This is a genomic window from Gemmobacter lanyuensis, from assembly GCF_014652355.1.
GTDB classification, from domain to species: Bacteria; Pseudomonadota; Alphaproteobacteria; order Rhodobacterales; family Rhodobacteraceae; genus Gemmobacter; species Gemmobacter lanyuensis.
The window spans coordinates 131,660-152,160 of sequence record NZ_BMYQ01000001.1 but is presented as its reverse complement, the minus strand read 5'-3'; the positions used below and the strand labels follow the sequence as shown (position 1 = coordinate 152,160).

16 protein-coding genes are annotated in these 20,501 nt (G+C 64.7%); 7 read left to right on the top strand and 9 right to left on the bottom strand.

The features are described from left to right. Positions 1 to 112 precede the first annotated feature (112 nt). From mltG to fabD, 5 genes are all read right to left on the bottom strand, one after another. Positions 113 to 1,273, bottom strand: a complete 1,161-nt coding sequence (mltG, locus tag IE101_RS00710; protein ID WP_189631888.1) for an endolytic transglycosylase MltG — start codon at positions 1,271 to 1,273, stop codon at positions 113 to 115. Continuing rightward, positions 1,273 to 2,535 carry a beta-ketoacyl-ACP synthase II gene (fabF, locus tag IE101_RS00705; RefSeq protein WP_189631887.1) on the bottom strand — a complete coding sequence of 421 codons (1,263 nt, stop codon included), beginning with the start codon at positions 2,533 to 2,535 and terminating at the stop codon, positions 1,273 to 1,275. Before fabF ends, mltG begins: the two co-directional genes overlap by 1 nt. Before the next feature lie 187 nt (positions 2,536 to 2,722). Then, on the bottom strand, positions 2,723 to 2,956 hold the full coding sequence (locus tag IE101_RS00700; RefSeq protein WP_146285659.1) for an acyl carrier protein: 234 nt from the start codon (positions 2,954 to 2,956) through the stop codon (positions 2,723 to 2,725). A 192-nt stretch (positions 2,957 to 3,148) separates the two neighbouring features. Next, positions 3,149 to 3,886 (bottom strand): 3-oxoacyl-ACP reductase FabG, encoded by a 738-nt coding sequence (gene fabG / locus IE101_RS00695; RefSeq protein ID WP_189631886.1) that lies wholly within the window; start codon positions 3,884 to 3,886, stop codon positions 3,149 to 3,151. 126 nt (positions 3,887 to 4,012) lie between these two features. Beyond that, the gene (fabD, locus tag IE101_RS00690) at positions 4,013 to 4,942 is read right to left on the bottom strand and encodes an ACP S-malonyltransferase (RefSeq protein ID WP_189631885.1); all 930 of its coding nucleotides are present in this window, start codon (positions 4,940 to 4,942) and stop codon (positions 4,013 to 4,015) included. 218 nt (positions 4,943 to 5,160) lie between these two features. Here fabD and IE101_RS00685 point away from each other — a divergent pair, with 218 nt between their 5' ends. The 3 genes from IE101_RS00685 (at position 5,161) to IE101_RS00675 (ending at position 9,552) form a co-directional block, all read left to right on the top strand. Continuing rightward, positions 5,161 to 6,657, top strand: coding sequence for a calcium-binding protein (locus IE101_RS00685; RefSeq protein WP_189631884.1), 1,497 nt, complete (start codon positions 5,161 to 5,163; stop codon positions 6,655 to 6,657). A 118-nt stretch (positions 6,658 to 6,775) separates the two neighbouring features. Beyond that, positions 6,776 to 7,999 (top strand): cytochrome b/b6 domain-containing protein, encoded by a 1,224-nt coding sequence (locus tag IE101_RS00680; RefSeq protein WP_189631883.1) that lies wholly within the window; start codon positions 6,776 to 6,778, stop codon positions 7,997 to 7,999. Between the two features lie 164 nt (positions 8,000 to 8,163). Further along, positions 8,164 to 9,552, top strand: coding sequence for a methyl-accepting chemotaxis protein (locus IE101_RS00675; RefSeq protein ID WP_189631882.1), 1,389 nt, complete (start codon positions 8,164 to 8,166; stop codon positions 9,550 to 9,552). 77 nt (positions 9,553 to 9,629) lie between these two features. On the opposite strand, the gene IE101_RS00670 is transcribed toward IE101_RS00675, so the two are convergent. The 4 genes from IE101_RS00670 to IE101_RS00655 all read right to left on the bottom strand — a co-directional run bounded on the left by IE101_RS00670 (position 9,630) and on the right by IE101_RS00655 (position 14,892). Next, positions 9,630 to 10,205, bottom strand: a complete 576-nt coding sequence (locus IE101_RS00670; RefSeq protein WP_373296032.1) for a YceI family protein — start codon at positions 10,203 to 10,205, stop codon at positions 9,630 to 9,632. A 118-nt stretch (positions 10,206 to 10,323) separates the two neighbouring features. Continuing rightward, entirely contained in the window at positions 10,324 to 11,586 is a 1,263-nt protein-coding gene (locus IE101_RS00665) for a vWA domain-containing protein (protein ID WP_189631881.1), read from the bottom strand. A gap of 74 nt (positions 11,587 to 11,660) precedes the next feature. Continuing rightward, positions 11,661 to 12,533 (bottom strand): AAA family ATPase, encoded by an 873-nt coding sequence (locus tag IE101_RS00660; RefSeq protein WP_189632697.1) that lies wholly within the window; start codon positions 12,531 to 12,533, stop codon positions 11,661 to 11,663. Between the two features lie 139 nt (positions 12,534 to 12,672). After that, positions 12,673 to 14,892, bottom strand: coding sequence for a hypothetical protein (locus IE101_RS00655; RefSeq protein WP_189631880.1), 2,220 nt, complete (start codon positions 14,890 to 14,892; stop codon positions 12,673 to 12,675). Positions 14,893 to 15,154: 262 nt separating this feature from the next. Between IE101_RS00655 and IE101_RS00650 the strand changes: the two genes are divergently transcribed. From IE101_RS00650 to IE101_RS00635, 4 genes are all read left to right on the top strand, one after another. Then, positions 15,155 to 17,431: a glycosyltransferase family 2 protein gene (locus IE101_RS00650; RefSeq protein WP_229803980.1), complete on the top strand. Its 2,277-nt coding sequence runs from the start codon at positions 15,155 to 15,157 to the stop codon at positions 17,429 to 17,431. A 25-nt stretch (positions 17,432 to 17,456) separates the two neighbouring features. Continuing rightward, a complete protein-coding gene (locus tag IE101_RS00645; RefSeq protein ID WP_189631878.1) occupies positions 17,457 to 18,380 on the top strand; it encodes a glycosyltransferase family 2 protein in 924 nt (307 codons plus the stop codon). Then, positions 18,377 to 19,408, top strand: coding sequence for a glycosyltransferase family 2 protein (locus IE101_RS00640; protein WP_189631877.1), 1,032 nt, complete (start codon positions 18,377 to 18,379; stop codon positions 19,406 to 19,408). The genes IE101_RS00645 and IE101_RS00640 overlap by 4 nt, the downstream gene beginning before the upstream one ends. Before the next feature lie 186 nt (positions 19,409 to 19,594). After that, positions 19,595 to 20,497 carry a phosphoadenosine phosphosulfate reductase gene (locus tag IE101_RS00635; protein ID WP_189631876.1) on the top strand — a complete coding sequence of 301 codons (903 nt, stop codon included), beginning with the start codon at positions 19,595 to 19,597 and terminating at the stop codon, positions 20,495 to 20,497. Positions 20,498 to 20,501 lie beyond the last annotated feature (4 nt).

Below are 20,501 nucleotides of genomic sequence, written 5' to 3'. Positions count from 1 at the left end.
AATGTCAAATAATTTATTATATTCAATATCTTAACGGAAAGAGCGCTGCCTGCCGGATCTGCGCAACACCCGGTCTGAACGCAAAAAGGGGAAGCTCTCGCTTCCCCTTTCCTTACGGCTGCGGCGTGGTCTGCTGCGCCTCGATCGCCCGCCATTTGGCGACATTGGCGTTATGTTCCGCCAGGGTCTTGGCAAAGACATGCCCCCCCGTGCCATCCGCCACGAAATACAGGAAATCCGTGGTTTCGGGGTTCAGCGCCGCCTCGATCGACAGGCGGCCGGGGTTTGCGATGGGCGTCGGCGGCAATCCGTCAATCAGATAGGTATTGTAAGGGGTTGCCCGGCGCAGCTCGCTCTGCCGCAGGCCACGCCCCAGAACCCCCTCACCCTTGGTGAGGCCATAGATCACGGTCGGATCGGTCTGTAGGCGCATGCTCTGGTTCAGACGGTTGATGAAGACACTGGCCACCCGCTTGCGCTCTTCCGCGATGCCGGTTTCCTTCTCGACGATCGAGGCCATGATCAGCGCCTCTTCCGGCGTGTCATAAGGCAGCCCCTCGGCGCGCGACGCCCAAAGTTCGGCCAGCGTGGCGCTCTGCTTGGCCTGCATCTCGGCCAGCAGCTCGGCCCGCGACATGCCTTTTTCGACCACATAGCCGTCGGGGGCCAGGCTGCCCTCCGGCGGCACGGCGTCCACGGTGCCGTCAAGGAATTCGGCCCGCTTCAGGCTTTCTACCACCATCCAGCTCGTCACGCCTTCCGCCAGCGTGATCTGCCAGCGCAGATCCCCCTCCAGCGCGGCATCGACATAGGGCTGCGGCGCAGCTTCGGCGGCAGGATCGAACTTGACCACCTCGACATAGCGGTTGTTCGCCGGGTCCAGCTCACGCAGCACGATCTCGGCCTTGGCCACGCCGATGCGGTAATTCACCTCACGCCCGCAGGTCGAAGCCCCGCCCTGCGTCAGCAGATCAAGGATCTGCGCCATAGAGGCCTGTTCCGGCACTAGGTAGGACCCGAATTTGAGGCCCTGCGCTTTGCCCGAATAATTCGCCCCGATGCGGAAGATCCGCGCATCGCTGATCGCCCCCTGCTCCTGCAGGTTGCGGCTCACCGCACTCAACGAGGCGCCGCGCTCCACCCGGACGCAAACGGCCTGCGTCAGCGGACCATTGCCCAGATATTCCTGCCGCCCCCAGGCCAGCAAACCCGCCAGCCCGATCAACACAAAGATGAACAGCGTCAGCGCGTTCGAGGCGACCGACCGCCACATCAGTCGCGCACCTTGCCCAGCACGAGGCTCGCATTGGTGCCGCCAAACCCGAAGGAATTCGACAGCGCCACGTCGATCTTGCGCTTCACGGCCGCATTCGGGGCCAGATCCAGCTTCGGCTGCACGGCGGGGTTATCCAGGTTGATGGTGGGCGGGGCAATCTGGTCCCGGATCGCCAGCACGCAGAAGATCGCCTCCACCGCACCAGCCGCGCCCAGCAGGTGGCCGATGCTCGACTTGGTCGAGGACATCGTGGCCTTGGTCGCAGCATCGCCCATCAGACGCTCCACCGCGCCCAGCTCGATCGTGTCGGCCATGGTCGAGGTGCCATGCGCGTTGATGTAATCCACCTGCGCGGGGGTGATTCCAGCCCGCGCCAGCGCCGCGCTCATGCTGCGGAAGCCGCCATCGCCATCTTCCGACGGGGCGGTGATGTGATAGGCATCGCCCGACAGACCATAGCCCAGCACCTCGGCATAGATCTTGGCGCCGCGCGCCTTGGCGTGTTCGTATTCCTCAAGCACCACAACCCCGGCGCCCTCACCCATGACAAAGCCGTCACGGTCCGCGTCATAGGGACGGCTCGCCTTGGTCGGGTCATCGGCGCGCTTGGTGGACAGCGCCTTGCAGGCGTTGAACCCGGCGATCCCGATTTCGCTGATCGGGCTTTCGGCGCCGCCCGCCACCATCACATCCGCATCGCCCAGCATGATCAGCCGCGCCGCATCGCCAATGGCATGGGCGCCCGTCGAACAGGCCGTCACCACCGCATGGTTCGGCCCCTTGAAGCCGAAGCGGATGCTCACCTGGCCCGAAATCAGGTTGATCAGCGCGCCGGGGATGAAGAAGGGCGACACGCGCTTCGGCCCCTTTTCCTTGATCAGCACCGCGGTTTCCGCAATCGAGGTCAACCCCCCGATGCCCGAACCGATCATCACCCCGGTCCGCAGGCGCGATTCCTCGTCCTCGGGCTGCCAGCCCGCATCCTTCACCGCCTGAACCGCCGCCGCCATGCCGTAGAGGATGAAGTCATCCACCTTGCGACGGTCCTTGGCATCCATCCAGTCATCGGGGTTGAAGGTGCCGTCCGACCCGTCGCCGAACGGAATTTCACAGGCGTATTGCGTGACCACATTCGACGCATCGAACCGCGTGATCGGCCCCGCCCCGGATTGTCCCGCCAGCAGTCGGCTCCAGGTCTCTTCCACTCCGCAAGCCAGCGGCGTGACCATCCCCAGACCCGTGACAACAACGCGACGCATCGGTGCTTCCTTCTCGTGAACGCCCGCAAGGGGCAGAATTGCCCCGACGTGATACACGGGCCGCACCCGATAGGCAACAATCGCAGGCTCTTGTCGGATGGCCCCGGCCGAAAACCCGCCGGCCCCAAGCAAAAAGGCACCCGCAAGGGGTGCCTTTCCGCGAAGATCCATCTTCGATGGCGTTGTCTTACACAGCGCCCGAGATGAACTTGACCGCGTCGCCGAAGGTCTGGATGGTTTCGGCCGCGTCGTCCGGGATCTCGATGCCGAACTCTTCTTCGAAGGCCATCACCAGCTCGACGGTGTCGAGGCTGTCCGCGCCCAGATCGTCGATGAACGAGGCGCTCTCGGTCACCTTGTCCTCTTCGACGCCGAGATGCTCGACGACGATCTTCTTCACGCGATCCGCGATGTCGCTCATGTCACTTCCTCATTACGTTGCGGGGTTGCCCCCGGTCTGGTGTCCCTGCCACGGGGGTCCGCCCCGAGGCTGTTTCCCCCGCGTTCGGCAGGGCACCAAAGCCTTTTCGGCCTCAGTGGTTCCGTTGGCGCTATAGCAAGCAGGCACAGGCTTGGCAAACCCTTTCCATGGCCCAGCCTGCCGCCGCCCGCGTCAGATCATCGCCATGCCGCCGTTCACATGCAGCGTGGTGCCGGTCACATAGCCCGCCTCGGCACTTGCCAGATACAGCACCGCCGCCGCAATCTCGCCCGAGGTTCCCATCCGCCCCGCCGGCACCTGCGTCAGGATGCGCGCCTTCTGCTCGTCATTCAGCTTGTCGGTCATCGCGGTGGTGATGAAACCCGGCGCCACGCAATTGACGGTGATTCCCCGGCTCGCCACTTCCGCGGCCAGCGACTTGGACATGCCCACCATGCCCGCCTTCGAGGCCGCATAGTTGCCCTGCCCCGGATTGCCCGTCGCCCCCACCACGGACGAGATATTGACGATCCGCCCCCAGCGCGCCTTCATCATGCCGCGCAAAACGCCCCGGCACAGCCGGAAGGTCGACGTCAGGTTCACATCCAAAACCGACTGCCATTCCTCATCCGACATCCGCATGAACAGATTGTCGCGCGTGATCCCGGCATTGTTCACCAGCACATCGACCGATCCCATTTTTTCGGCCGCGGCCTTGGGCAGCGCCTCGACACTCGCCGCATCCGACAGATCACAGGTCACCACATGGGCGCGCTCGCCCAACTCCTCCGCCAGCGCCTCCAGCGGCGCCAGCCGCGTGCCCGACAGCGTCACCACCGCCCCCGCTTTGTGCAGCGCCCGCGCGATATCCCCGCCGATGCCGCCCGAGGCGCCCGTCACCAATGCATTCTTCCCGCTCAGATCAAACATCGCAGTCCCTTCCCCGCATGGCCCGCGGCCAGTGCATTTTCTGTCTTGAAATATCCTCGGGGGGAAAGGCCGCAGGCCTTGGGGGGCAGATAGCCCCCCGCTCCCCTCGCCTCCCGCGCGGGGCGATCAGCCCTTGGCAGCCAGCACATCCTCGGGCGTGCCCACCGCGCGGGTCTCGGCGCCCTTGGCGATGCGCTTGATCATGCCCGACAGCGCCTTGCCCGCGCCGATCTCCCAGAACTCGGTCACACCGGCCTGCTCCATCCAGAGCACGCTTTCCCGCCAGCGCACCGATCCGGTGACCTGCGCCACCAGCAGGTCGCGGATGCGGTTGGCCTCGGACACGGCCTCGGCCCGCACATTCACCACCACCGGCACCACCGGGTTTTCGATGTTCACCGCCGCCAGCGCCTCGGCCATCACATGGGCGGCAGGCTGCATCAGCGCGCAGTGGAAGGGCGCACTCACCGGCAGCATCAGCGCGCGCTTGGCGCCGCGCGCCTTGGCAATCTCGACCGCCCGCTCCACCGCGGCCTTGTGGCCCGAAACCACCACCTGCGCGGGGTCATTGTCATTGGCAGCCTGACAGACCTCGCCCTGCGCGGCCTCGGCCGCAACCTCGGTCGCGGTGTCAAAATCAAGGCCCAGCAGCGCGGCCATCGCGCCCACGCCCACCGGCACGGCCTCTTGCATCGCCTGGCCCCGCACGCGCAGCAGACGTGCCGTATCCGACAGGCGCAGCGATTTCGCCGCACAGAGCGCGGAATATTCCCCCAGCGAATGGCCCGCGACAAAGCTTGCCGCCTCGATCCCCAGCCCCTCGGCTTCCAGAGCGCGCAGCGCGGCGATCGACGTCGCCATCAGCGCGGGCTGGGCATTCTGCGTAAGCGTGAGCGCCGCAATGTCGCCCTCCCAGATCAGCGCCGACAGCTTTTCCCCCAGCGCCTCGTCGACCTCGTCGAAGACGGCCTTGGCGGCCGGATAGGCTTCGGCCAGGGCCCGGCCCATGCCGATGGTCTGTGCCCCCTGACCGGGAAATACGAATGCGCGGCTCATGCGTCCTCCAGAACTCGTTTTCCCCGGATTAGCCGGAAGCGGGCGCAGGCGCAATCTTTGCGAAAAAACCAGCCCACCACAGGCACTTGACCCTTGCTCCGCCACAGGGGCGCCATATTTTTACCACATTCGGCCGAAGCACAGGTGACAGGCCGCCAGAATTACGATATATTTCAATAGTTTACAATTCATATACAATCGAACGGAAAACTGCAGCCATGGCCCTGATTACCGCCACAAGCGTCAACGGTGAGGCTGACGGCTACCTGCTCTTCCAGAATGACGATATCTTCGTCGCGGCAGGGGTCACGGTCTTTTCCAACGTGGCCAACGGCGTCGCCTGCTGGGAGGGGCGCCACACCTTCACCGTCCATGGCACCCTGCATGGCGAAGATGACGGGCTCAAGATGCTCGGCACGGCGGAAACATGCAACGTCATCATCGGTGCAACAGCCGTGATCACGGCGGGCGGACGCGGGCTTTACAGCCATTCCAACGGTGTCGTGCTGGATGGCATCGGCACCACCATGACCAGCGCCGGGCGGATCCACGGCGCCAATGCCGGGATCTGGGCGCTGATCCGCGATGAAGGCACCACCGTCATCCAGAACAGCGGTCAGATTTCCGGCGTGAATTACGGCATCTACGCGCCCTTCGGCCTTGGCACGCTGCGCCTGGCGAACAGTGGCCGGATCAACGGGGCCATTGGCATCTATGGCTGCGACGGAATTGATCTTGTCACCAACACCGGCACCCTGACCGGGCGGCTCGAGATGCGCGGCGGCAATGACCGGATCACCAGCAGCGGCACCCTGTCAGGTCCGGTTGATCTGGGCGATGGCAATGATGCCTTTACCGATCAGTCGACCAGCCGCTTCAGCCACAGCACCGTCCTGGGCAATCTCGGGGATGACAGCCTGAATGGCGGTCAGGGGAACGACACACTCTCGGGCGGTCTGGACAATGATCACCTGTCGGGGGGCAATGGCCATGACCGCCTTCTGGGTGGCGACGGCGACGATACCCTGCTTTCGGGGTTCGGCCGCGATACCCTGCTGGGCGGCGACGGCGATGACCTGATTGATGACGATCTGACCACCCAGCTCTCGGGGCAGATGTTTGCCGAGGGCGGCGCAGGAAACGATTCCCTCTTGGCCGGGGCCGGACAGGACACACTGCATGGCGGGCTGGGCACCGATCTGCTGGCGGGCAAAGCGGGCAGTGACACGCTGGATGGCGGGGCGGGGGATGACAGCCTCTATGGCGGTGCAGGTTATGACCTGCTGCAAGACCTTTCGGCCCCGTCAGGCAACGATCTGCTGGATGGCGGCGCCGGGGCCGATACGCTGCAGGCGGGCGCGGGCGCGGACAGCCTTATCGGCGGGGTGGGGGCCGATCTCCTCAGCGGTGGCAGCGGCGCCGATGGCTTCATCTGGCTCCACCGGAGCGAAGCGGGCGACACGATCACCGACTTCACGGCGGACGAAGATCACCTGCAATTCGAAGGTTGGGATTTCGGCTATGGCCGGGCCACCGGGCGCGTATCGGCCAGCGATATCGTCACTGGCGCCCCGCAGGACGGCAGCGACCGCTGGATCTATGATCCGGCCCAGCACGTGCTGTCCTTTGATGCAGATGGCAACGGGGCGGGCGCGGCTCTCGTGATCGTGACCTTCACGCAAGACATCGGGATGCCCGTTATCGATCTGATCTGAAAGGGTTTTCTGAAATCCATCGACAGCACTGCCACGATGCACAGGGGCTGTGCGCCCCCGGCCCCTCCCACGATCTGCCGCGCTTTGCTACCTAACGCGCCAGAGTCAGGAGACGCCCATGTCCATTTCCAATTCCGCCACCCGTTACGGGTCTGTCGCGCGCAGCCTGCACTGGCTGACCGCGTTGCTTATTCTGTCGTCCATCGCACTTGGCCTTTATGCCGAATCCCTGCCCTATGACAGTTCGGCCGCGCTGGCCGCCAAGGCGCAGGTCTTTTCTCTGCACAAGACCATCGGCATTGCCGCCTTCTTCGTGGCGGCGGCGCGCATCCTCTGGGCGCTGACGCAAACCCGCCCCGCCCCGCTCCACCCCGAGCGCAAGCTGGAAACCCTGCTGGCCGAGCTGATCCATTGGTCGCTCTACCTTGCCATGCTGGTGGTACCGCTGTCGGGCTGGGTGCATCATGCCGCGGTCGAAGGCTTTGCCCCGATCCTCTGGCCCTTTGGACAGACCCTGCCCTTCGTGCCGAAATCCGAAACCGTGGCCACGGCTGCCACGGCGGTGCATTGGCTCTTTGGCAAGGTGCTGATCGCCTCGATCGTGCTGCATGTCGCCGGGGCGCTGAAACATGCGCTGATTGACCGCGACGCCACGCTGGCCCGCATGGCCCGCGGGCATGAGGCCGGACAGGCCGGCCGCCATCCGCTGACCCCGGCGCTGGCCGCCCTTGGCATCTATGTGGTGGGGGCTGCCGCGGCCGTGTCGCTGACGGCGCCGCCCCCCGCAGCGCCCGCCCCCATTGCGCCCGCCCCCGTTGCGACGGCCCCAGCGCCTGCCCCGGCCCCTGCTGCAGCCGATGCCAACTGGGTCGTGGAAAGCGGCACGCTTGGATTTACCGTCAAACAGATGGGCGCGGATGTAGGCGGCAGCTTCGGCAGCTGGCAGGCCGATATCCAGTTCAACGAAACCCCGGTTGACGGGCGAAACGGCCATGTCACCGTGACCATCGACACGGCAAGCCTGACGCTTGGGTCTGTCACCGATCAAGCCAAGGGGCCCGAGTTCTTTGACACCGCCACCCACAAGACCGCGGTGTTCGAAGCCGACATCCTGCCCGCCACCACCGGGTATGAGGCGAAAGGCACCCTGACGTTGCGCGGCAGCGCACAGCCCGTCAGCCTGCCCTTCACCCTGACCCTGTCGGGCGACCGCGCAGAAATGTCCGGCAGCACCGTTCTCGACCGCCGCGCCTTCGGCATGGGCGCAAGCTATGGCGACGAATCAACTGTCGGGTTCCAGGTCGGCGTGACGATCACGCTGACCGCGATTCGACAGCCCTGACCGGAAAACTTGTCAGTAGAACGCCGCCGCGCACCTTCGCGCGGCGGATGAACAGCCCGGAACCATGCGAAAGGCTGTATCCAACTGTCGGGCGGGCGTCTTTTCCGACCGCGCCAGCCGTCTATCCTCTGTGAAAGCCCCCGCTGCATCAGAGACGCCCGACCATGAATGCAACAGACCGCACCGAGACGTTCCAGCAGATCTCTGCCGATGCGGGCGGTCTTTGCCTTTCCCTGGCGGAAGCCAATGGCCATGTCGACGATCTGGATAGCGCGCTTGCCCGTCAAGCGCGCGTTTTTGCAGATCTCGGCGCCGAAGTCGCCCGCATGGCCGAAGCGAACTCCACTGTGAACACCTCGGCCAGCGAGGCACTAGCCGCCACCGGGCGCGCCCGCGATTGCGTGGGCGATGGCCAGCGCGAAGTGGCCACGATCACCGACGGGATCCAGACCCTTTCGGGTGAGGTGGCGGCCATCGGGCAACGCATCGACGCGCTCCAGACCGCGCTCGAGCGCGTGAACCGGGTGATCAGCGATATCCTCTCGATCGCCCGCACGACAAACATCCTGGCCATCAATGCCGCGATCGAGGCCACACGGGCGGGCCGGGCCGGTGCAGGCTTCATGGTGGTCGCGCGCGAGATCAAGGCCCTGTCGAACCAGACGCAGGATGCATCAGAAGAGATCCAGACCACTCTGGGCGGCCTTGCGGAACAGACCGGGGCACTGATCAGCGCATCGGAAGGTGCCCGCGACCGTGCAGGTGCCTTGCGGCAAAGGTCGGAAGGGGTGGATGCCGTGATGCTGCGGATCGCGGGGGCGGTGGATGATGTGGTGACGCGCCAGCACGCGATTGCCGAGGCCGCCAGCCGCAGCGGCCAGGCGTTGACGCAGTTCCGCACCGGGATTGCCGGGATCAGCGAAGGCGTGGCCGACAGCTCCACCCGGCTCAGCGACCTGCGACAGGAACTTTATGGCGTTCTGGGCAAGGGCGAAAACCTGATCGGCCTCTGTGCAAGGCTGGGCGTTACCACGGTCGATACACCCTATGTCACCGCGGTGAAATCAACCGCTGCAGCCATTTCCGCAGCCTTCGAACAGGCATTGACCGCCGGGATGATCGGCATCGACGATCTGTTCGATACCGATTACCGCCCCGTGCCGGGCAGCGACCCGGCGCAGGTCATGTCGCGCATGACCGCGATCACCGATCGCTTGCTGCCCGCCCATCAGGAACCGCTGCTGGAACTGTCGCCCCGCGTGGTCTTTGCCGCCTGCGTGGATCGCAACGGCTATCTGCCCACCCACAACCTGAAATTCAGCCAGCCCCAGCGCCCCAATGACCCCGTCTGGAATGCCGCCAACTGCCGCAATCGCCGCATCTTCAACGACCGCGTCGGCTTGGGCGCCGGGCAAAGCACCCGCCCCTTCCTGCTGCAGGCCTATCGGCGCGACATGGGCAACGGGCAATTCGTGATGATGAAGGATGTCTCGGCCCCGATCTTCGTGCAGGGGCGGCATTGGGGCGGGTTGCGGCTGGCCTACAAGGCGTAACGCGACAGGGCATAACGCCGCCCCAAACGAAAAAGGGCCGGGAAAACCCGGCCCTCTCTCTTGCCCTTGGGCAAAAATCACTCTGCTTTGGATGCCTCGATCGAGATCTGGACATTCACTTCGTCGCTGACATAGGGCGCGAACATGCCAAGGTTGAAGTCCGAACGCTTCAGCACAGTGGTCCCGGTGAAACCAGCCCACGGCTTTTTCTCCATCGGGTGTTCGCCGGTCTGGGTCAGGGTGGCATCCAGCACGACCGGCTTGGTCACGCCGTTCAGCGTCAGATCACCCGAAATCTTGGCGGTCTTTTCGCCGGTCACTTCGATCCCGGTCGATTTGAAGGTCACGTCGCTGTCTGCATTGGCGCCGAAGAAATCGGGCGACATGAAGTGATCAAAACGCGCCTGCCAGCCGGTCAGCATGGTTTTCACCGGGAAGGACACTTCCACCGACGAATTGGCCGGTTCAGCCTGGTCGAAGGCGATCTTGCCTTCGAAGCCCGAGAACATGCCATAGCCGGTCGAGAAACCAAGGTGGTTATAGCTGAACACGATCTGGCTGTGGCTGGGGTCCAGCACATAGGCCTCGGGCGCGGCGAAGGCCGGGGCGGCGGAAAGGGCAGCAATCAGGGAAAGGGTGGAAAGGCGGATCACAATGATACTCCGTCGTGAGCTGTTTCAGCGCAGCCATGCTGCATGTGCACAATTTGCACAGGGGCTGATCTGCACACAATTCACTGAATCTGAACAGACTCTGTTCGTTCACGAACAGTCACGATCCTGCCAGCAAGGCCAGCATCCGGGCCTTTTCGCCCGCATCGGCCGGGTCGGAAATGGCCGCCGCAAGCGATTCCAGCGAGGCGATGGAATGGCCCGCGCGAAAGGCATCGACATGGGGCATCATCGCCCGGATGCCGGTGGCCCGCGGGGCAAACCCTTCCCAGCGCAGCAGCGGATTCAGCCAGATCAGGCGGCGGGCCGAGAGGTGGAGCCGCTCCATCTCGCGCGCAAGCTGGCCGCTGTCATCCCGGTCAAGGCCATCGGTAATCAACAGCACCACCGCCCCCTGCCCCAGCACGCGGCGCGACCAATCCCGGTTGAAGTTGTGCAGGCAGGCGCCAATTCGGGTGCCGCCCGACCAATCCTGCGCCTCGGCCCCCGCGGCGCGCAGCGCGGCATCGACATCGCGCTGGCGCAGGTGGCGGGTGATATTGGTCAGCCGCGTGCCGAAGGTGAACCCATGCACCCGCGCCCAGCCCTGCCCCTTGCGGTTGGCTACGGCATGCAGGAAATGCAGCACCATGCGCGAATACTGCGACATCGACCCCGAAATGTCGCACAGCACCACCAGATTGGGCCAGCGCGTGGCGGGGCGACGGTGCGCCAGTGACGTGATCTCGCCGCCCTGCCGCAGGGCCGCGCGCAGCGTGGCGCGGGGGTCGATAGCCCGCCCCGTCAATGCCGGAACCTGCCGGCGCGATGGCAGCGGGCGGACAGGAAGCTGCAATTTGGCCAGCATCCGCTTTGCCGCGGCAATCTCGGCCACCGACATCTGTTCGAAATCGAGCGTTTTCAGCCGCTCTTCCCGCGCCATGGTGGCCGAGGCGTCGATCTCGACCTGATCATCGTCTGACGGGGCCTCGGGGGCCTGCGGCAGGTCGCGGTTTGCACCGTCAAGCAGCGCCTCGGCCGCGCGCTTTTCGGCGGCCTCGGCGCGACGTTCCTCTTGCACGCCGCGAATGGCGGGCAGCATGAGCGACATCATCTGCTCCATGTAACGCGGATCGCGCCAATAGAGCCGGAAGACCTGCGCAAAGACCGCGCGATGTTCGGGGCGGCTGACAAAGCAGGCATGCAGCGTCCAGTAGAAATCGCGCCGTTCGGTAAATCCTACCGCCTGCACCGCGGTGATGGCATCGATCACCCGGCCCGGCCCGATGGGCAGCCCCGCCTTCCGCAGCGCCCGGGCGAACCACAGGATATTGCGCGAAAGCTTGCCATCATCAGGAAGCGCGAGGTCGGCATAGGTGGCCATCGGTGCACGCGGGGGGCTTCACGCCCCCCGCACCCCCCGTGGGATATTTTGACCAAGATGAAAGGGGAGCAGGGTCATGCGGGGGCCAGATCCTTGCGAATGTCATCGAGCAGGCGTTTTGCGGCCGAGCCCTGCAGTTTCTGAATATCGTCCTGATATTTGAGGATGGCGCCCAGCGTATCGGCGATGACCTCGGGGGTGAGGGAGATCACATCCAGCGCAAGCAGGCATTTCGCCCAGTCGATGGTTTCGGCGACGCCGGGCTTCTTGAAAAGATCCTCGGTGCGGAGTTTCTGGACAAAGGCCACGATTTCGCGCGACAGCGCCTCTTGCGCCTCGGGGCAGCGGGCGGTGAGGATTTGCTGTTCCCGTTCCGCGGTGGGGTAATCGACCCAGTGATAGAGGCAGCGGCGCTTGAGGGCATCATGCACCTCGCGTGTGCGGTTGGAGGTCAGGATGACGATGGGCGGGCTGGGCGCGCGTACGGTGCCAAGTTCGGGGATGGTGACCTGGAAATCCGAGAGGGCCTCGAGCAGATAGGCCTCGAAGGGTTCATCGGTGCGATCGAGTTCGTCGATCAGCAGGACGGGGGGACCGCCGGGTTGCGGGCGCATGGCGGCCAGAAGCGGGCGTTCGATCAGGAAGTCTTCGGTGAACAGTTCGGTCTTCAGAAGATCGCGGTCCGCGCCTCCGGCCGCTTCGGCGGTGCGGATCGCCACCATCTGCGCGGCGAAGTTCCATTCCGCCACGGCCGAGGCCGCATCCAGCCCCTCATAGCATTGCAGCCGGATCAGGCGCCGCCCGAGCGCGCGGGCGATCACCTTGGCGATTTCGGTCTTGCCCACCCCGGCCTCACCTTCCAGAAACAGCGGCCGGCCAAGGCGTAGGGCCAGAAAGACCACGGTCGAAAGCGCGCGCGCCGCGACATAGCCTTCGGCGGCAAGCATCTGTTCCACCGCATCGATGGATTGCGGCACTCCGGGGGGCGGGATCTCGGTCACGGCTGCTCCTCAGCTTTGGGGGATGCTGACAGGGGCGGCCGGTCGCGGTCAAGGGCCAAGACCACCCCCAAGACCTTTGGAGGGGTCAGGCGAGGGTGGCCATTTCCTTGCGGATGTAGCGGTTCGCGCCGCGCGTCAGCACGAAGCGGCCGACACGTCGGGCCAGATCGGGGCGACCGCGGGCCATGGCCTTCTTGAACAGCTCTTTCTGGTAGCGGCCAAAGCTCTTGCGGGCGCGCAGGGTGCGATAGAAATCCACCTCGGTCAGGGTGCCGTTCAGGGCGCCCAGCGTGATCGGCGACAGCACCCCCATCTGCTGCAGACTGGACCCGAGGCGATGGCCCAGAAGCGGCGCGCGCAGCTTCAGCACATTGGGGTTTTCGAACCGCGCCACATGGGCGGAATCGAGCGCCTCATAGGGATCATAAAGCAGCGTGACCTTGGCCGCCGCCGCCGACACCAGCGCCGCATCGCCATAGCGCCCCGAAAAATCGCGCCCCCAGGCGATGACATAGCGCGTCTCCCAGGGGACGAGCGTCTTGTCGAGCGTGGATTGCGGGCTGATGGCCAGCACCTCGCAGCCCGGATGGGCCGCGCTGAAGGCGCAGGCGGCATAGCCACCCATGGAGGCGCCATAAAAGACCACGCGGCGGAAGCCCTTGAAGAAGCCGCTTTGCGCCAGATCGTCGAACTGATCCCAAACCCAGGGGTCACGATACCAGGTCCAGCCATTCGCCATGACGCCCAGCATGGACCAGCCCTGCTTTTCGATGAAGGAAAAGCCCCAGGGACGGCGGTCCTCGCGCTTTTCCATCGCGATATCGAGGTTGTCGAAGGTCACGACCAGCGTGTCGGCATCCCGCGGCACGAAAAGGAAGGAGTGGTCGCTATTGGCGCGATACCAGCCCTCTTCGCCCGCAAGCCCTGCTGCGATCCCGGCCCAATCGGCGGCATTGCCTGCGCCCTTTTCGCGGGCAGTGACGCGGGTCGCACGGAACATCACCCGATGCACCGACTGATCATCGAGCCTGCGGTTCGACAGGATTTCGCATTCGCCATAGCGGTTGAGGAAGGGAAAGGCACCCGAGCCCTTGCGCACATCGGCAAGCAGGATCGTCGAGGCGGTCAGGCAATTGTCCAAAACCGGCTCAAGATGCGCGATCTTGAGCGTATCGCCAAAGCCCGACAGATTGGCGATCACCTCGCAGCCTTCAAGATCGGCGACGCTGCGGGCTTCGCGGATCTTTTCCGGCGCCACGCCCTGATCCAGCAGGTATTCCCGGTACTTCCGCAGCCAGCGCGACGGCGATTTGGCAAAGCCGCCACGCTTGTCCAGATCGACCAGCAGGACATCACAGCCCCAGCGCTCATGCGCGAAAAGCCCCAGCATGGGCGAGGCGCCGGTCACATCGGCAAAGACGGACACGTCCTCAAGATCGATCCGCTCCAGCAGCGTTGCCTCGAACTGGCGGTTGCCGCGGGCAAGGATGGGGGCCGCACCGGGGCGGATGCCATGTTTGCGGCAGGCACGGTCGAACCAGCTTCCGGGTGCAGGCAGCCCGCCATGACGGGTGCCCAGCTCTTTCTTGTTCGAGGCCCAGACATGCAGCGCCGTCGTGGCTTTGGTGATCGACATATCCGCCACTTCGGCCCGGCGCAGGAATTCGCGCCGACGCGGGAATGGGACCGGGTAAAAGGCCTGCAGCGGCTGCACCTGATCGATCAGCCCGAAACGATGAATGAAATGGGTGACCATCAGCGGCCCCCAGACGCCCCAGGGCATCTGCGTCACATGCACGGGATCACCGGCCATCGCAGCGGCTTCAAGCGCCTCGCGCTCCTCGGGGCGCATGAATTCGGGGTTGGGAAACTGGTCTTCGGTAAAGTCCAGCATCGCGCGCAGCACATCGCTGTCGGCGGGCAGGCCCAGAACGGCATTGTTCACCCGCTTGGAGCCCGGAAGCTCGAACCCCAGAACATAGTCGGACTCGTAGGTCATCGGTGCCTGGCAATAGACATCGGTATCGACCCAGATCATGCCGGGGCATTTGCGGATCATGTGCAGGCGGAACAGATCGGCAAACAGCGCGAAGCTGTTCTTCTTTTCGTATTTCAGGAAATTGTCGGTATCGAGGATCTCGCGCCCGTCGCGGCGGATGACGCCTTCAGGGACATTGGGGATGTCCTCGTAGGAAAAGAGCGTGATCTTCTGCCCTGCATCGACGAAGGATTTGAGGCAGAGCTGCTCCATCCAGCTCAGCGCCCCCCCGATCCAGAGCGTTCCAACCTCGCGCACTCTTGCCATGACACCCGCCCGTCGTCCGGGCCATAGCGACCCGCTTGATCCATCTTTCGGAACACTCTGACGGATAAAGCACATTTTGCCAATCACCCGGACAGACGAATGGCCGGGTCTTTGCCCTATTGTTGCCATCGTGTTAACGATGATGGCATCTGTTTCCCGGGGTCATACCAAGGGCCAGGATTTGACGGCAAAGGATTGGGCAGGCATGCCGAAGGATCAACCGGAGCAAAAAGGCAAGCCGCCGCGCAAATCGCAGACGGGAATGGCCGTAGCGCAGGTGCTGCATCGCCGCCTTCTTGCCCGGCCGACGGACGCAGACGGCCTGCCAGTCCTTCTTGATGCGGTCGCGTCGGACAGGCGGCTGCATCTGTTCTTTGCAGCGGGGGCCGATGCAGCCGCCGTGCTTCCCGATGGCGGGCCGGGGTGTCTCTTGCCCCAAGAGGTACGACCGCTGGGCGGCTCGCTCCTCGTGGTGGCCGATCGCACGGGCGACGGGCCTGACCGGCTGGCCCTGACCGGGGGGCGCAGCCTCGAGGTTCCGGCGTGTGATGTTGAAACGCAGCTGTTCCGTGACCTCAACGTGACATTGGGCTTTCGTCTGGAAGAAACGCCCGAACAGGTGGCCGAGGGGCTACGCTATCACGCGCGCCACCACGGGCTGCAAGGAGCGCTGATCTTCAATCGCCTGCCCGGCGAGGCGCCACAGACCTTTGTCACCGATCTGGCGCAGGCGCTGGGGGATGCGGATCTGAAGGTGGTGGTGGTCGATGTCCCCGTGCCGGTGGGCAAGCCCGACCTCGGCCCGGAGAACCACGTCTTTCTGGCCCCCGACGCCCCCGGCAAAGACCGGATGGAGCCCCCCGCCCCCGACCCCTGGCGTAGCCCGCTGGGGGAAGGCAGCCTGCTGGAACTGGCGAAATGGCGCTTTCTGGCCGAGGCGCGGGCAGTCCTCACGCTCGATGTGACAGATATCCTTGCCCCCCGTGCCGAAGGGGCGCCCAGCGCCTTTGACCTTTGCGAGACGGCCCGGCATGGCGTGGTGATGCTGGTGGGCCACCGCATCTATCCGTGGCGGGTGCGTCCGGGGCGCGAAGCCGCCTTTGGCGATCACGTCTGCCGACAGTTCGATGGCCGCCGGGGCATCGCCCGCTGGGGCGTGGCGCCGGGCAAGGCGGGGCTGGAAAACAGCTGGCGCATGGCCCGTGTCGCCTATGTCAAACCGGATGAGGACGGCGTCGTCCCCTTCCTGCGCGCCATGGCGATCCGGGTGCCGGGGCGCAGCTCGGGCGAGCTGGCCCCCAAATCATCGCTGATCGAGGATGAAGCGCTGCTGGCGCTGTCCGGGGGGCTGCTGGGCCACAAACCGATCCGCCCGCCGGTCTCGAAACCCCGCGCGGCGGCGCCGCTGGCCGTCGATGGCGGGCGCACGGCCATCATTACCACCATGAAGAACGAAGGCCCCTTCATTCTGGAATGGCTGGCCTATCATCGGGCCATCGGGGTGGATGACTTTCTCATCTACACCAATGACTGCACCGACGGCACGGACACCATGCTCGAGATGCTGACCGCCAAGGGCATCGTGCAGCACCGCCCCAACCCTTGGAAGCCGGGGGGCGAGTTGAAACCCCAGCATGCCGCATTGCAGGCCGCCGAAACCGAACCGGTGATGCAGAATTGCGGCTGGGGCATCTGCATGGATGTAGATGAATTCATCAATGTGAAGGTGGGCGACGGGACGCTGAAGGCGCTCTACACCGCCATGGGCACCGCCAACATGATCTCTCTCACCTGGCGGCTGTTCGGGAATTCCGAGGTGCATGGCTATGAGGACCGCTTCCTCATCGACCAATTCACCCGCTGCGCGCCCGAGCTGGTCCGCAAACCCCACCAAGCCTGGGGTTTCAAGACCCTGTTCCGCAATATCGACATCTACAAGAAATTCGGCGTCCACCGTCCCAAGGGGCTGAAGCCCGATCTCTGGAGCGAGGTGCGCTGGCTGAATGGGTCGGGCAAGCCCATGCCGAAGGAATCCTTCCGCAATGCCTGGCGCTCGACCACTGAAACCTATGGCTATGACTGGGCGCAGCTGAACCATTATGCCGTACGCAGCGCGGAAAGCTTTCTGGTCAAGCGCGACCGAGGCCGGGTGAACCATGTCGATCGGGATCAGGGGCTGAACTACTGGTTCCGCATGAACCATAACCTCGATGAGGACCGGTCCATCCAGCGCATGATCCCCGCAGCGCAGGCCGAGTTTGACCGTTTGATGGCCGACCCTGACATTCGCGCCGCCCATGACCATTCCGTCGCCTGCCACCGCGCCAAGATCACCGAGCTGATGGCCACGCAGAACTATCAGAACTTCTATGCCGAGCTGACCGGCCCGCGCATGGAAAAGCTCTGCCGTCTGCAGCAACATTTCGGATCTGCGGTCTTCAGCGCCGGGCCGGGGGTAATCCCGGAAGACCTGCCATTGGATGATCTGCCGGCCGATTTCTTCTTCACCGTGGAATTCCACGGCGAGGCGGAACACTGACCCCAGCACCCGGACACAAGCCCGCATGCCCCAGACCGATATCTTTACCGTCATCACCACGATGAAGAACGAAGGCCCCTTCCTGCTGGAATGGGTGGCGCATCACAAGGCGCTCGGCTTTGACCATCTGGTGATCTGCACCAATGATTGCGAAGACACGACCACCGAGATGGTGGTGCGGCTGCAAAAGCTCGGCCTCGTGCGGGCGCATGAGACGCGCTATCGCCCCGGCCAGTCGATCCAGCGCCGCGCACTGCGGCAGGCCATGACCTATGATGAGGTTCAGCGCGCGGACTGGATCTATCTCTGTGGGGCAGACGAATTCCTTGCCACGCGCCTTGGCGACGGATCGGTCCGGGCACTGGTCGCGGCGGCAAGCCCTGACGTCGACGCCATTTCCGTGTCCTTGCGTCCCATCGGCAGGACCGGAAAGGACGCCGGCGAAGGCCCGATCACCGGGCAGGTCACCTTGGCTGATGCCACCTCGGGGCTGCAGCATCAGACGCAGAGATCGCTGGTCCGGGCCACACGTTTGCCGCACCTCTTGCCGCCGGGCCTGGCCGCGCCGCCCCCGCAGGCGGATCCATCGCGCGACATCCGGGTTGAACTGCCCGGTGGGATTGCCTTCCGGGACGGATCGGCGCAACCGCAGGGTCCGGCAGATTACCGCCACGCGCAGGTCAACCACTATGCCATCCGGTCGCCAGACGGCTTGCCGGTCAAGACGGCGAGTGGCACGGAAAAGCGGCACCACGGCACCGATGTTGATGATCGGCTTGATAACCGGGACGGCGAAGCCTGCGATCTGATCCGTCGCTACGACGAAGAGGTCGATCTGTGGCTGGGGCTGTTGCTGGAAGATCGCCGCCTGAACACGCTGCATCAGCGGGCGATCCGGTGGCATCGGACACGGGCGGTCGATGTGCGCGCCAATCCCGAGGCCGCATGACCCGCTTTCTGGCCATCACCTGTGTGAAGGATGAAGGGGCGGGGCTGCTGGATTGGCTTGCCCACCACCGGGCCGTGGGCTTTACCGACTTTCTGGTCTTTTCCAATGATTGCCGCGATGGCACGGACCGGATGCTTGACCGGATGCAGGATCTGGGCCTGCTGACCCATCTGCCGAACCCCGGACCCTGGCCCAAGGGGCCGCAATGGGCCGCGCTCCGCCGGGCTGACGATCACCCGCTGCTGGTTGTGGCCGATTGGGTGATGTTTCTGGATGTCGATGAATATGTGAACATCCACACTGGCGCCCGCCGCCTGCCCGATCTGCTGGCGGCGCTGCCGGGCGCCACGGCCATTCCGCTGACCTGGCGGATGTTCGGCAATGCAGGGGTGATCGGGGCTAATGACCGCCCGGTGACGGAAACCTTCACCCGCTGCGCGCCCGCGGTGCTGCATTGGCCTTGGCGTGCGCTGATGTTCAAGACGCTCTTTCGCAATGATGGCACCTATGGGCGTCTTGGGGTCCATCGCCCCCGTGCGCCCGACCAGAGCCGCCTGCCCGATGCGCGCTGGGTCGATGGCAGCGGCACCCCCCTTGGTGGCGCCTATCTGACCAGCCGGGTCTTTTCCGATCTGGGGCGCGATCCCTATGGCCTTGTGCAGCTCAATCATTATGCGCTGGGGTCGATGGAGGACTATATCCTCAAATGCGCCCGGGGCCGCGCCAATAGGGCGGCGGCGGGGTTCGACATGGGCTATTGGGTCGAACGCAATTTCAGCGCCTGCGAGGATCGCTCCATCCTGCAGCTCGACAGCGGCGCGGAACGGGCGGCCCTGCTGGCCGATCCGGTGCTGGCCGGGCTGCTGGCCGCCGCGCGGGACTGGCGGCGCGCCCGGTTCCAGACCCTGATGCAAGAGGAAGAGGTCCGCGCCCTTTTTGGGCGGCTGATGCTGACGCCCCCCAGCCGCGTGCTGACGGCCGAAGAGGCACGGCAGATCTGGGCGCAAGGGCGACCCTCGCCCGGCTGAAACCACGGCCTGCGGGAAACAATCGATACCCACTGTTTCAGGGCTGCCCCAAGGCTGCCCCCTTGTCTGCCTGCTTTCGACACGCGACACTGGCATGTCACTTGCTATATGTTTTGAAAACTTTGCTCTTGCAGGACCACAATGGCAGACCCAGTCCAAGCCAGGCCCGCGCGCTATGATGCGTCGATGGCCACCGACCGTGCCAGCTGGCTGGCGCGGATGGACGAAATTTGCGCCGAAGAGGGGTATTTTGAACCGCTCGGCGCCCGCCACCACGCCTTTTTCGCGGATGAAGGGGCGACGCTTCTGGTCACGTTCGAAAGCCTCGATGCGATCCGCGCCCGCCCCAATCAGATGCCCTTCGGCCTTTCCATCGCCGAGGAAAAGGGCTGGTCCCAGCTCTGTCTGATTGCCGAGGGTGAGACCTGGTATCGCGATCCTGCGATTTACCGCTATTTCGACCGTCTGGTCGATGACGCCTTCTTTGAAGATTTCGACCATGTGGTCTTTTACGGTGCGGGCATGGCGGGCTATGCCGCCTGCGCCTATTCTGTCTGCGCGCCCGGTGCCACCGTTGTGGCGCTGGCGCCCCGCGCGACGCTTGACCCCGCCGTCGCGGGATGGGACCGGCGCGATCTGGCGCAGCGGCGGCTGAACTTTACCGACCGCTTCGGCTATGCCCCCGACATGGTCGAGGGCGCGGGCGAGGTTTTCGTGATCTACGATCCGCGCGTGACCGAAGATGCCATGCATGCCGCGCTGTTCACCAAACCCTTCGTGACAAAGCTGCGGACCCCATTCCTGGGCGACCGCATGGAACAGGCGCTGAACGCGATGGGCGTTCTGCCGCCCCTGCTGCGTACCGCCTGCGAAGGCCGGATGACTGCGCTGGAGTTTCACCGCCTGTGGCGGCGGCGGCGGGTCTTTGGTCCCTACCTCAAGAACATCCTTGGCCATGTCGAGGGCGAGGGCAGGATCGCCCGCGCCATCTCGATCTGCCGGTCGGTCAATGCGCGTGTTTCAGCCCCGCGATTCCGGCGACGGCAGGCCGAGCTTGAGGCCCAGCTTGCCAGCCGGAGCGAAAGCTGAGGCG

Coding starts and splice junctions, on each gene's coding strand:
- mltG (WP_189631888.1), bottom strand. CDS start 1,273: ATGTGGCGGTCGGTCGCCTCGAACGCGCTGACGCTGTTCATCTTTGTG.
- fabF (WP_189631887.1), bottom strand. CDS start 2,535: ATGCGTCGCGTTGTTGTCACGGGTCTGGGGATGGTCACGCCGCTGGCT.
- IE101_RS00700 (WP_146285659.1), bottom strand. CDS start 2,956: ATGAGCGACATCGCGGATCGCGTGAAGAAGATCGTCGTCGAGCATCTC.
- fabG (WP_189631886.1), bottom strand. CDS start 3,886: ATGTTTGATCTGAGCGGGAAGAATGCATTGGTGACGGGCGCCTCGGGC.
- fabD (WP_189631885.1), bottom strand. CDS start 4,942: ATGAGCCGCGCATTCGTATTTCCCGGTCAGGGGGCACAGACCATCGGC.
- IE101_RS00685 (WP_189631884.1), top strand. CDS start 5,161: ATGGCCCTGATTACCGCCACAAGCGTCAACGGTGAGGCTGACGGCTAC.
- IE101_RS00680 (WP_189631883.1), top strand. CDS start 6,776: ATGTCCATTTCCAATTCCGCCACCCGTTACGGGTCTGTCGCGCGCAGC.
- IE101_RS00675 (WP_189631882.1), top strand. CDS start 8,164: ATGAATGCAACAGACCGCACCGAGACGTTCCAGCAGATCTCTGCCGAT.
- IE101_RS00665 (WP_189631881.1), bottom strand. CDS start 11,586: ATGGCCACCTATGCCGACCTCGCGCTTCCTGATGATGGCAAGCTTTCG.
- IE101_RS00660 (WP_189632697.1), bottom strand. CDS start 12,533: ATGCTTGCCGCCGAAGGCTATGTCGCGGCGCGCGCGCTTTCGACCGTG.
- IE101_RS00655 (WP_189631880.1), bottom strand. CDS start 14,892: ATGGCAAGAGTGCGCGAGGTTGGAACGCTCTGGATCGGGGGGGCGCTG.
- IE101_RS00650 (WP_229803980.1), top strand. CDS start 15,155: ATGGCCGTAGCGCAGGTGCTGCATCGCCGCCTTCTTGCCCGGCCGACG.
- IE101_RS00645 (WP_189631878.1), top strand. CDS start 17,457: ATGCCCCAGACCGATATCTTTACCGTCATCACCACGATGAAGAACGAA.
- IE101_RS00640 (WP_189631877.1), top strand. CDS start 18,377: ATGACCCGCTTTCTGGCCATCACCTGTGTGAAGGATGAAGGGGCGGGG.
- IE101_RS00635 (WP_189631876.1), top strand. CDS start 19,595: ATGGCCACCGACCGTGCCAGCTGGCTGGCGCGGATGGACGAAATTTGC.